This is a genomic window from Streptomyces sp. NPDC051020 (genome assembly GCF_040683105.1).
Taxonomy (GTDB): Bacteria; Actinomycetota; Actinomycetes; order Streptomycetales; family Streptomycetaceae; genus Streptomyces.
The window spans coordinates 87,971-99,469 of the sequence record NZ_JBFBCG010000024.1; the positions used below are offsets into that span (position 1 = coordinate 87,971).

At 70.8% G+C, this 11,499-nt stretch carries 11 protein-coding genes; 8 read left to right on the forward strand and 3 right to left on the reverse strand.

The features are described 5' to 3' along the window. Nucleotides 1-91 precede the first annotated feature (91 nt). Nucleotides 92-412: a (2Fe-2S)-binding protein gene (locus AB0N06_RS15825; RefSeq protein ID WP_366135255.1), complete on the forward strand. Its 321-nt coding sequence runs from the start codon at nucleotides 92-94 to the stop codon at nucleotides 410-412. Nucleotides 413-725: 313 nt separating this feature from the next. Here the strand turns inward: AB0N06_RS15825 and AB0N06_RS15830 are convergent, their stop codons facing one another. Further along, entirely contained in the window at nucleotides 726-1,148 is a 423-nt protein-coding gene (locus AB0N06_RS15830) for a TIGR03618 family F420-dependent PPOX class oxidoreductase (RefSeq protein ID WP_366135256.1), read from the reverse strand. A 224-nt stretch (nucleotides 1,149-1,372) separates the two neighbouring features. On the opposite strand from AB0N06_RS15830, the gene clpB reads away from it, so the two are divergent. Continuing rightward, nucleotides 1,373-3,970 carry an ATP-dependent chaperone ClpB gene (gene clpB / locus AB0N06_RS15835; RefSeq protein ID WP_366135257.1) on the forward strand — a complete coding sequence of 866 codons (2,598 nt, stop codon included), beginning with the start codon at nucleotides 1,373-1,375 and terminating at the stop codon, nucleotides 3,968-3,970. A 15-nt stretch (nucleotides 3,971-3,985) separates the two neighbouring features. On the opposite strand, the gene AB0N06_RS15840 is transcribed toward clpB, so the two are convergent. After that, on the reverse strand, nucleotides 3,986-4,447 hold the full coding sequence (locus AB0N06_RS15840) for a hypothetical protein (RefSeq protein ID WP_366135258.1): 462 nt from the start codon (nucleotides 4,445-4,447) through the stop codon (nucleotides 3,986-3,988). Nucleotides 4,448-4,592: 145 nt separating this feature from the next. Between AB0N06_RS15840 and AB0N06_RS15845 the strand changes: the two genes are divergently transcribed. Continuing rightward, nucleotides 4,593-5,150 carry a YbjN domain-containing protein gene (locus tag AB0N06_RS15845; RefSeq protein ID WP_366135259.1) on the forward strand — a complete coding sequence of 186 codons (558 nt, stop codon included), beginning with the start codon at nucleotides 4,593-4,595 and terminating at the stop codon, nucleotides 5,148-5,150. Nucleotides 5,151-5,351: 201 nt separating this feature from the next. On the opposite strand, the gene AB0N06_RS15850 is transcribed toward AB0N06_RS15845, so the two are convergent. Further along, nucleotides 5,352-6,530, reverse strand: coding sequence for a pyridoxal phosphate-dependent aminotransferase (locus AB0N06_RS15850; protein WP_366135260.1), 1,179 nt, complete (start codon nucleotides 6,528-6,530; stop codon nucleotides 5,352-5,354). 138 nt (nucleotides 6,531-6,668) lie between these two features. Here AB0N06_RS15850 and AB0N06_RS15855 point away from each other — a divergent pair, with 138 nt between their 5' ends. The 5 genes from AB0N06_RS15855 to AB0N06_RS15875 all read left to right on the forward strand — a co-directional run bounded on the left by AB0N06_RS15855 (nucleotide 6,669) and on the right by AB0N06_RS15875 (nucleotide 11,384). Beyond that, nucleotides 6,669-7,001: a hypothetical protein gene (locus AB0N06_RS15855; protein ID WP_366135261.1), complete on the forward strand. Its 333-nt coding sequence runs from the start codon at nucleotides 6,669-6,671 to the stop codon at nucleotides 6,999-7,001. Nucleotides 7,002-7,319: 318 nt separating this feature from the next. Then, nucleotides 7,320-7,841 (forward strand): DUF2617 family protein, encoded by a 522-nt coding sequence (locus AB0N06_RS15860; RefSeq protein ID WP_366135262.1) that lies wholly within the window; start codon nucleotides 7,320-7,322, stop codon nucleotides 7,839-7,841. 84 nt (nucleotides 7,842-7,925) lie between these two features. Beyond that, entirely contained in the window at nucleotides 7,926-9,536 is a 1,611-nt protein-coding gene (locus AB0N06_RS15865) for a polyamine aminopropyltransferase (RefSeq protein WP_366135263.1), read from the forward strand. Between the two features lie 120 nt (nucleotides 9,537-9,656). Further along, a complete protein-coding gene (locus AB0N06_RS15870; RefSeq protein WP_366135264.1) occupies nucleotides 9,657-10,562 on the forward strand; it encodes an SRPBCC domain-containing protein in 906 nt (301 codons plus the stop codon). A 21-nt stretch (nucleotides 10,563-10,583) separates the two neighbouring features. Further along, nucleotides 10,584-11,384 carry an aldose 1-epimerase gene (locus tag AB0N06_RS15875; protein WP_366135265.1) on the forward strand — a complete coding sequence of 267 codons (801 nt, stop codon included), beginning with the start codon at nucleotides 10,584-10,586 and terminating at the stop codon, nucleotides 11,382-11,384. Nucleotides 11,385-11,499: the final 115 nt, after the last annotated feature.

The window sequence follows — 11,499 nt, forward strand, 5'->3', positions numbered from 1 at the left end:
TCGGCTGGGGCATTGTCCAGACAGGTGCCGTCACCGACCTCAACCCGGCCGATGTCGGCTGGGGCAGCTCTCCGCTGAAGCTGGCGGAGGCGTGACCATCCCGCCGGACGACCGGGTCTTCCGGCGGGAGATGGCTACGGCCTATCGCTCAGGGTGGCACTTCATCGATCTGCTCACGGCACTCCCCCGCCATGGCGATTCGTTGATGGTCACCCTGCTCGGAGAGCCTGTCGTTGTCGTCCTCGAGGACGACGACGAGGTCCGCGCCTACCGGTGCCTGCGGCGCCCCCGCGGAGCGCCGCAGCCCGTCCGGTGTGCGATCCGGTACGGAATGATCTTCGTCAATCTTGATCAGCGTGACCACCAGCTGATCGAACCAGAAACCATTTCCGCCACCCCCCGCAGTGCCTGAGCGATCCCCCGTCGTTCCATGTCGCTCGGACACTCCCCCACACAGCGGCGCCATCGTGACCTGAATACGGTGGCGCCGCTGTGCTGCCCGGGGGCGGATGGTGGGGTACTGCCGGGCCTGTCGGTCTCCCCCGCGACAGGGGGTGGGCTCGCGACGCCTCGCGACTGCGCTTGCGGCGTTGCCGTCGGTCACCGACTCCCCATGGCCTCAAGGGCATGGGAGGGGCCCCCTGCGTGTCGACTCCCTCCTCCGCCTTGCCGTCGACGCCGCATGGCGCCGCTCGCTGATCCATTTCCTGTCGCGGGGGAGGCCGTCAGGCCGTGCGGACCGGTGCGCCCCGGCCCAGCGCCCGTTCGAGGGCGATCTCGATGACGACCCGGTTCGGGTTGGGTACCGGCGTGCGCCCGTAGCGTTCCGCGTAGCGGAGTACCGCGTCGTCGACCACATCCTGCTCCGTACGGACCGTCGCGCGGCCCTCCAGTGTCGCCCAGCGCCCTCGGTCCACCTGGCAGACCGCCACCCGTGCCCCGTCCGGACCGGCGGCCAGGACGTTGGCGACCTTTCTGCTGCTCTTGTTGGTGATGATGCGGGCGAGTCCGGCCTCGGGGTCGTACGTCACGCCGACCGGCACCACGTGGGGGCTGCCGTCGGAGCGGTGCGTGGTCAGCGTGCACACGTGGTGCTCGCGCCAGAAGGCGAGGTACTCGGGGCTGGGATTGCGTACGTCTACGGCCATGGGGAAAGGGTAGGCATCCGCGTCCCGTGCCCCGATGCGGTGCGGTGGCGGAGCGGCGGTCCGGCCGGTTCACTCGGTCGGGGGCCCCGTTCCGCTCCGGTTTCCGGGCGTGGGTCGTGTGGCGTGGGAGCGATCGCGTCTTGAGTGGAATAGACTCAACTTTGTGGACGTTGATCTGGTCATAGTTGTGACAGACCAGTCACCGCAAGGAGGAGAGAGCGCACGTGGACGCCGAGCTGACCAACAGGAGCCGGGACGCCATCAACGCGGCCACCAGCAGGGCCGTGAAGGACGGACACCCCGATCTGACCCCTGGGCATCTGCTGCTCGCCCTGCTCCAGGGCGAGGACAACGAGAACATCATCGACCTGCTGGCCGCCGTCGAGGCCGATCAGGCTGCCGTGCGCAGCGAGACCGAGCGGCTGCTCGCGTCGCTGCCCAGCGTCACCGGGTCGACCGTTGCCCCGCCGCAGCCCAACCGTGAGCTGCTCGCCGTCATCTCCGACGCCGCGCAGCGCGCGAAGGAGCTGGGCGACGACTACCTCTCCACCGAGCATCTGATGATCGGCATCGCGGCCGAGGGCGGCCGTGCCGGTGAGATCCTCACCAGGCAGGGCGCCGACGCGAAGAAGCTGCTGGACGCATTCGAGAAGAGCAGGGGAGGGCGCCGGGTGACCACACCCGACCCGGAGGGCCAGTACAAGGCCCTGGAGAAGTTCGGCACCGACTTCACGGCCGCCGCGCGCGAGGGCAAGCTCGACCCCGTCATCGGGCGTGACCAGGAGATCCGGCGCGTCGTGCAGGTCCTGTCGCGGCGTACGAAGAACAACCCCGTGCTCATCGGCGAGCCCGGCGTCGGCAAGACCGCCGTCGTCGAGGGGCTTGCCCAGCGCATCGTCAAGGGCGATGTGCCGGAGAGCCTGCGGAACAAGCGGCTCGTCTCGCTGGACCTGGGAGCCATGGTCGCGGGCGCCAAGTACCGCGGGGAGTTCGAGGAGCGCCTGAAGACCGTCCTCTCCGAGATCAAGGAGAGCGACGGACAGATCATCACGTTCATCGACGAGCTCCACACCGTCGTGGGCGCGGGCGCCGGCGGGGACTCCGCCATGGACGCGGGCAACATGCTCAAGCCGATGCTGGCCCGCGGCGAGCTGCGGATGGTGGGTGCGACGACGCTCGACGAGTACCGCGAGCGGATCGAGAAGGACCCCGCCCTGGAGCGCCGCTTCCAGCAGGTCCTGGTCGACGAGCCGACCGTGGAGGACACCATCGCGATCCTCCGCGGCCTCAAGGGCCGTTACGAGGCGCACCACAAGGTGCAGATCGCGGACTCCGCGCTGGTCGCCGCCGCGACCCTGTCCGACCGCTACATCACCTCCCGCTTCCTCCCTGACAAGGCGATCGACCTGGTCGACGAGGCGGCGTCCCGGCTGCGCATGGAGATCGACTCCTCGCCCGTCGAGATCGACGAACTGCAGCGCGCCGTCGACCGCCTCCGGATGGAGGAGCTGGCGCTGAAGAACGAGACCGATGCCGGTTCCGTCCAGCGTCTGGAGAAGCTCCGTCGCGACCTCGCCGACAAGGACGAGGAGCTGCGTGGTCTCACCGCCCGCTGGGAGAAGGAGAAGCAGGGCCTCAACCGTGTCGGTGAGCTGAAGGAGCGCCTCGACGATCTGCGCGGACAGGCCGAGCGTGCCCAGCGCGACGGCGACTTCGACACCGCCTCCAAGCTGCTGTACGGGGAGATCCCGAGCCTTGAGCGGGAGCTCGCCGAGGCCGACGAGGCCGAGCAGGAGGCCGCCAAGGACACGATGGTCAAGGACGAGGTCGGCCCGGACGACATCGCCGATGTCGTGGGCGCCTGGACCGGCATCCCGGCCGGACGCCTGCTGGAGGGCGAGACCCAGAAGCTCCTGCGCATGGAGGAGGAGCTGGGCCGGCGGCTGATCGGCCAGACCGAGGCCGTGCGGGCGGTGTCGGACGCGGTACGCCGCACCAGGGCCGGTATCGCCGACCCGGACCGGCCCACCGGATCGTTCCTCTTCCTCGGCCCGACGGGTGTCGGCAAGACCGAACTGGCGAAGGCCCTCGCGGACTTCCTCTTCGACGACGAGCGGGCCATGGTCCGCATCGACATGAGCGAGTACAGCGAGAAGCACAGCGTCGCCCGGCTCGTCGGCGCGCCGCCCGGCTATGTCGGTTACGAGGAGGGCGGCCAGCTCACGGAGGCGGTCCGCCGCCGTCCGTACAGCGTCGTCCTGCTGGACGAGGTGGAGAAGGCCCACCCCGAGGTCTTCGACATCCTGCTCCAGGTCCTCGACGACGGCCGGCTCACCGACGGCCAGGGGCGGACGGTGGACTTCCGCAACACCATCCTGATCCTGACGTCGAACCTGGGCAGCCAGTTCCTGGTCGACCCGCTGACCAAGCCGGAGGAGAAGAAGGAGCGGGTCCTGGAGGTCGTGCGCGCGTCCTTCAAGCCGGAGTTCCTCAACCGGCTCGACGACCTGGTGGTCTTCTCCGCCCTCTCCGGCGACGAGCTCGCGCACATCGCCGGGCTCCAGATCGACCGGCTCGCGAAGCGGCTGGCCGACCGGCGTCTCACCCTCGACGTCACCCCGGCCGCCCTGGCCTGGCTGGCGAAGGAGGGCAACGACCCGGCGTACGGGGCACGGCCGCTGCGCCGCCTGATCCAGACGGCGATCGGCGACCGGCTCGCGAAGGAGATCCTCGCGGGCGAGGTTACGGACGGGGACACCGTGCGGGTGGACACGTTCGGGGACGGCGAGGAGAGCGGTCTGATCGTGGGGGCCGTCCGGTAACGGACCGGGTGGTTCTCAGACGTCGAAAGGCTCGAAGTGTACGAGGGCGGTGCCGCCGCCCTCGTGCACGACCGACACATCGGCCGCGACCGCCTGGCTCGGCCGCTGGTCGCCGAACTCGATGTGCGCGCAGGTGTCGACCTTGTCGGCGCAGAACTCCGGGTCGAGCTCGGTGCCGGGGAACTCCGATTCCAGCCAGTCGTCCAGCTCCTTACGGGTGATCCGGAAGCGGACGTCGTACTCGGTGTCCAGCCAGGCGCGCCTCTTGCACTGCCGGTCGCGCGCTCCGGCCGGCAGCGGGACCCCGGTGAATTCCATCGCCTCGTCGCAGGGGACCTTCGATACGGTCCCGAAAGGATCGTCGCTCGTCAGGAAGCCGATGACGGACCACCCGATCCAGGCGACGACGAGCGCGGGCAGTGCCAGGAGCACCCAGGGGGAGCGGAAACGGGCGGCCCAATTGCGTGTTCCGTCCATGACATCCCCTCGCGCGGACCCTCCCGGGTCCCCTCCCCGGCAGGCGGGATCATGTCAGCCGAGAGCTGATCGGACCAGTCGGGGGTTGCCATTCCCCGGCCGCGATGGGAGAGGATGGCGCCAACCGTACGAAGGGAAATTCACGGTGAGCATCGACCCGTCCTCGATTCCGAATTTCGGGGGCCAGCCCGAACCGCAGGCGGCAGGACCGGAGGGCCCCGTCGTCCCTGACCAGGACCTCGTCAAGCAGCTTCTCGACCAGATGGAGCTGAAGTACGTCGTCGACGACGAGGGGGACCTCGCGGCGCCGTGGGAGGACTTCCGCACGTACTTCATGTTCCGTGGCGAGGCCGAGCAGCAGGTCTTCTCGGTGCGTACGTTCTACGACCGCCCGCACCCCGCCGACCAGCGCCCGGTCCTCCTCGACGCGATCGACGACTGGAACCGCCGCACCCTGTGGCCCAAGGTCTACACCCACACCCACGAGGCCGAGGAGGGCGCCGAGGACACCGAGACCTCGGTCCGTCTGATCGGTGAGGCGCAGATGCTCATCGGTACGGGCGTCAGCCTGGAGCACTTCGTCTCGTCGACGGTCAGCTGGGTGCGGGCCTCGATCGAGTTCGACAAGTGGCTGCGGGAGCGTCTGGGTCTGGAGCCGGCCGACAAGGAGTCGGGCGACGGCTCGGACGCGCCGAGCGCCTGAGCGCACAGCCGTTCACAGCGCCGACGGGACGGCGTCAGCAGATACGTCCCGTCGGCGAACGACAGCCCGGCCGGGGCGACGGTCACCACGACCGCCGTCCTCGGCCGGGTTTTTGTCAGGGCGTGCGCCGGCGGCAGCGGGAGGCGCGGCGCGGACCCGAAGAGGCCGGAGCCGGACAGGCGGCGCCGGACGGGCCGTGGCTCAGAGCCCCTTGAGTCGCGCGACGGCCTCGCGCAGCACGTCCTCCCGCTTGCAGAAGGCGAACCGGACCTTGCTGCGGCCCGCCTCCTGACGGTCGTAGAACACCGCGTTGGGGATGGCGACGACCCCGCACCGCTCGGGCAGCGCGCGGCAGAACGCGAATCCGTCGGTCTCGCCGCCGAGCGGACGGATGTCGGTGGTGACGAAGTACGTCCCGGCGGGCCGGTAGACCTCGAACCCGGCCTCGGCCAGCCCGGCGCTCAGCAGATCCCGCTTGGCCCGCAGATCCGCGCGCAGCCCGTCGAAGTAGCTGTCGGGCAGGCGCAGCGCCTCGGCGACCGCGTACTGGAACGGGCCCGCGGAGACGTAGGTCAGGAACTGCTTCGCCGAGCGGACCGTTGTCACCAGCTCCGGGGCAGCGGTCACCCAGCCGACCTTCCACCCGGTGAAGGAGAAGGTCTTGCCCGCGGAGCCGATGGTCACGGTTCGCTCGCGCATGCCGGGGAAGCCCGCGATCGGCAGGTGGGTGCCCTCGAAGATCAGATGCTCGTACACCTCGTCGGTGACGACGAGGAGGTCCCGCTCGCAGGCGAGTGCGGCGATCGCTGCCAGCTCCTCGCGGGTCAGGACGGTGCCGGTCGGATTGTGCGGGGTGTTGAGGAGGATCAGCCGGGTGCGGGAGGTGACGGCGGCGCGCAGCTCGTCGAGGTCGAGCCGGTACGTACCGCTGTCCGCGTCCGGGTGCAGGGTGACCGGGACGCGGGTGCCGCCCGCCATGGCGATGCACGCGGCGTAGGAGTCGTAGTACGGCTCCAGGGCGATGACCTCGTCGCCGGGTTCCACCAGGGCGAGCAGGGCGGCGGCGATGGCCTCGGTGGCGCCCGCTGTGACGAGGACCTCGGAGTCGGGGTCGTACGCGAGTCCGTACCTGCGCTGCTGGTGGTCGGCGATCGCGGTGCGCAGTTCCGGGATCCCGGGGCCCGGCGGGTACTGGTTGCCGTGCCCGGCGCGCAGCGCGCGGACCGCGGCCTCCTGGATCTCTTCGGGGCCGTCGGTGTCGGGGAAGCCCTGGCCGAGGTTGATGGAACCGGTCCGTACGGCCAGCGCCGACATCTCCGCGAAGATCGTCGTGCCGAACTCGGCGAGGCGGCGGTTGAGCAGCGGTCGTCCCTGTGTCATGCCCGCCATCCTGAGCCGAAGCTCTGGAGTTGCTCAAGTCCGCTTTGGCTCCACGGGGCCGAGGGCATCCCCCATTCACGCGAGAAGCGGTGTGAAGCGGGGGGCCTCGCTTCGGGGGACGGAAGGGACGTGAGGTCGATGAGGATTTCTTCTGATGTGCTGATCGGGGTCGTGGCGGTCGGGTTTGTGGTGGTGCTGCTGCTGGCGGTGGCGGCCAACCGGAGGTCGGGCCGGGTGCGCAGGGGGCGGCGCCGCGCGGGCGGTGGCTCGGGCAGTGGTGCGGCCGCCGGTGGCGGCTGGTGGGCGGGCGGCGAGGGCGGTGGTTCGTCCTGCGGAAGCGGCGGCCACTCCGGCGGCCACTCCGGCGGCCACTCCGGCGGGCACTCCGGCGGGCACTCGTGCGGCGGGGGCTCCTCGTGCGGCGGCGGTTCTTCGTGCGGCGGCGGGGGCGGATGCGGCGGAGGCAGCTGACACGGGGCAGCAGGTCCGCGTGGTGAAGGTGCCCGACGGGTGAGGACCGGCCGTCTAACTCCCGCCGGGCACCTTTTTGTTGGGCCGGCAGCGCGTTTGCGGTGAACAGTTGAACCGTGGGGCCCCCGAGGGGATGGAAACCACGTCAAGTTGGGCAAAAACGCTGTGGGCGCGGCGTACTTCATGATTCCCTCGGTGGAGAGAACATTCAGCCCTCGGACCCCAGTTGGACCTGATCGGGCGTTCCCCACCCCCACGTGCGTCGTTACGGGGGCGTCCCCTGTCCATGTGTCCATGCGTGTTTTGCGGAGCCGACCCATGCTCACGACCCTCCAGACGGCCTATTCCGACACCCGTGCTGCCGACCTGGCCTGGGCGCTGGGGCGTGAACCGCTCCCAGCCCTGGCCGTGCTCGACCTCGAGCTCGGCGGGGCCCAACTGCAGCTGCGTCTGCTCGGCGCCTCCCACCAGGTGCTTCTCGAAGAGGACGGCGGTACCTGTTCCGAAACGGTCGCCTGTATCCCCGGCAGCTCCACGCCGCTGCCGCTCGGCGTCGCCAAACGACTCGGTGACTGGGAGTACGAATTCGCGGCGCGCGTCGAGACGCTCTCCGCGGGCTCCTTCGCCGGGCGTGCGCAGGAGCTCCTCGCGCTGGTGACCGACCATCCGCACGGCCTCGCAGGTACGTTTCCCGGCAGCCCGCACGCCTTCACCGCCATGCTCGCGCAGCGGTCGGAGGGCCAGGTCCGGTGGCGCACCTGGCACGCGTACCCGCAGGAGGGGCAGTTGGTGGTGACCCGCACCCGCGTGGGAGTGCGGATGCCGGTGACGGCGCCCTGAATCGCCTCAACTCGGTTGCGTGCACGGCACTTGCACCCTTGTGGGTGACAGGCGGCGACGTCATCGTCACGTAGCGTTCGCATCATGATCGACCAGCAGGTGCAGGTGTCGTTGCGAGGGGGTGCGCCGCGTCTTCCCGTGCGACCGCGGACCGGCCGGTTCCTCGTGCTGGCCACAGTTTTCGTCTGCGCCGCCTGCGGGCTGGTCTACGAACTCGAACTGGTAGCCCTCGCCGCCTACTTGACCGGCGATTCCGTCACCCAGACATCCGTCGTGCTCTCCGTGATGGTCTTCGCGATGGGGGTCGGCTCGCTGCTCGCGAAACGTTTACGCAGCCATGCCGCCGTGGGTTTCGGGCTGATCGAGGCCGGTCTCGCACTGATCGGCGGCTGCTCGGCGCTCGTGCTCTACGCGTCGTTCGCGTGGGTGGGGGAGTCACGTTTCGCGCTGGTCGGGTTCTCGCTCGCCATAGGGATCCTGATCGGTGCGGAGATCCCGCTGCTGATGACGCTGATCCAGCGCGTCGACCGGCAGGACGCGGGCGGGGCGGTCGCGGATCTGTTCGCCGCCGACTACGTGGGTGCGCTGGTCGGCGGGCTGGCGTTCCCCTTCTTCCTGCTGCCGGACCTCGGCCAGCTCACCGGGGCGCTGCTCACCGGCACGGTCAACGCGGCGGCGGGCGGGACGCTGGTGCTGTGGGTGTTCCGGCGGGACCTGACCCGGCAGTCCCGGTGGCTGCTGATCGTCGCCAACGTGACGGTGATCGCCCTGCTGGCCGCCGCCACGGTGCTCGTGGACGACTTCGAGCGGGTGGCCCGGCGCGCGGTGTACGGGGACCAGGTGCGGGTCGCCGTGCAGACCGACGTGCAGGAGGTCGTCCTCACCGGGTCCGGTCGCGGCTCTCTGGATCTTTTCCTGGACGGGCGGCTGCGGGTCAGCGCCCGTGACGAGTACCGGTACCACGAGGCGCTGGTTCATCCGGCGATGAACGGGCGCCATGCCCGGGTGCTGATCCTGGGTGGCGGCGACGGCCTGGCCGCCCGCGAGGCGCTGCGCTACCCGGACGTACGGAGCGTCACGGTCGTCGAGCTCGATCGCGGCGTCACCCGACTGGCCCGTACCGACCCCGCGCTCTCCGCGCTGAACGCGCACGCGTACCACGACCCGCGGCTGACCGCCGTCACCGCGGACGCGTTCACCTGGCTGCGGGAGGCGTCGCACGGCCGCTACGACGTGGTGATCTCCGACCTGCCGGACCCCGGGATCACGGCGAGCACGAAGCTGTACTCGGCGGAGTTCTACGGCCTGGTCACCGAAGTCCTCGCGCCGGGCGGACGGCTGGTGGTACACGCGGGCCCGCCCGTCGTCCGGCCCCGGACGTTCTGGACGGTCGAGGCGTCCATGAGAGCGGCCGGCCTGCGGACCCGCCCGTACCGCGTCAGCGGGCGTCTCTCCGGCTTCGCTGCGGGCCCGGACCGCACGACGGGCGCTGTGCAGGGCCGCCCCGACTGGGGCTTCGTCCTCGCCCGCCCGGGCGTGAGACCTCCGGCCCTTCACCTGCCGCCACGTCCGCCGAAACTCCGGTTCCTCACAGCAGGGGGACTGGCGCGGGCGGCCCGGTACGCGGAGGGCCGACGGCTGCGGGGTCAGGCGCCGTCGACGCTCGTGCATCCGCGGTACTGGGAGGAGCCGTGAGGGTGCGCGGGGGCACGTCCGGTCCGAGGGATCGGAGGTGTGTCGCCCCGGCGGGGATCCCGGCTCTTCCGGGTGCGGAAGCGCTGACGGGGCGGCCGTGGCTGAGTAGGCTCGGTTTTCATGGAGCATGAGGTGTTCGTTCCGGTTCCGGTCCCGTCCCTGCTGCGCACGCTGCGCGACTCCGGCCGTGTCGCACGCTGCGTGCCGGGCCTCCAGCAGGACGCCGACGTGTCCGCGGGCCCGCTGGCCGGCCGGCTCAAGGTCCGGATCGGCGGCCACACGATCACGTACCGCGGCACGCTGACCCCGACCGCGCTGCCGGACGGGGCAGGGGTTTCCGTCACCGGTGAGGGCGTGGAGGCGCGGGGCACCGGCTCGGCGAAGCTCGGCCTGACGATCCGCCTGACGGAGACGGACGGCGGTACGACGATCGGGTTCACGGGCACGGCGGGCGGCGAGGGCCGCATCGTGGAGCTGGAACCGGACGCGGCGCTGGCGGCGGCGTACCGGCTGCTGGACCGCTTCACGCAGCAGCTGGTGACCGAGACACTGGCGACCCACGACGCGGGCGCCGAGCCCGAGGGGGCGGCGCCCGACGGAGTGCCCGCCGCCTCCGCACCGTCCGACGAGGGACCGTCCGGCGAATCGCCGTCCGAGGAGGCACCCTCCGCCGAGGCGCCGTCCGACGGCACACCCCCTGCCGAGGCGCCCTCCGACCGGACGCCCCCCGGCACCGGCTCGGTCTTCGAGGCGCCGGTGCCGCCGCCCTCGCTCGACGCCTCCGCGGACATGGGGTTCCCCGTCCCCGAGGGCCCGCCCGCCGAGGCCGCGCACGCACGCCGGACCATGATCGGGCGCAGCGCCGAGGAGGTCGACCACGCGCCGCCGCGCGGCCGGTACGCCCCCGTGCCGTCGCCCGAGTCGACCACTGCGGGCGCCACCCTGCGCTGGGTGGCCCCGGCGGCCGCACTCGCGCTCGCCTCCGCGGTCGTCGTCGGCCGGGCGCTGCGGCGGCGGCGGAGGTAGCGGCGCCAGTAATGTCGTCGTGTGAGCAGGAGCGAGAAGAACGTCAGGCTGTCCGTCGGCGACACCGAGTTGACCGTGGACCCCGCCAACGGCTGCCGCATCAGCAGCCTCCGGATCGGGGGCACCGAGCTGCTGCGGCAGGGGGAGCGGTACGGCTGTTTCCCCATGGTGCCGTGGTGCGGGCGGACCGAGAACGGCCGGTTCCACAACGGCGATGTGCCCCATCAGCTGCCGCTGAACTCCCCGCCGCACGCCATTCACGGCACTGGCCGTGACATCGCGTGGCTCACGGCGAAGGAGGGTGGGGCCGAGGCTGCGTTCTACTACGACCTGGCCGAGCCGTGGCCGTATCCGGGCCGGGTCACCCAGACCTTCGAACTGGCCGAGGACTCGCTCACGCTCGCGTTCGGCATCGAGACGTACGGGGACTCGTTCCCCGCACAGGCCGGCTGGCACCCCTGGTTCCTGCGCAACCTCGGAACCGGCGGTGACGACGTGCAGATCGGGTTCGACGCCGCCTGGCAGGAGGAGCGGGGCGAGAACCATCTGCCGACCGGCCGCCGGATCCCGCCGCTGCCCGGCCCGTGGGACGACTGCTTCGGGATGCCCGACGGGGTCGACGTGACGCTCACCTGGCCGCAGCAACTGGAACTGAAGGTGAAGAGCCGGACCGAGTGGGTCGTCGTCTACGACGAGCAGGACGAGGCGGTCTGCGTGGAACCGCAGTCGGGTCCGCCGAACGGACTGAACACCACGCCGCGCTATGTCACCCCGATCGACCCGCTGGAGATCGCGACGACCTGGAGCTGGCGCAGGCTCTGACGCGGGTGGCCTTAGCTTGACTTTAAACCCCACCAAGATCATTTCTTGGTGGGGTTTGTCGTTCGCCTGACAGCTGAGCGGCCTCTGCTTGATCATGTGTTTCCGCCAAGAGACA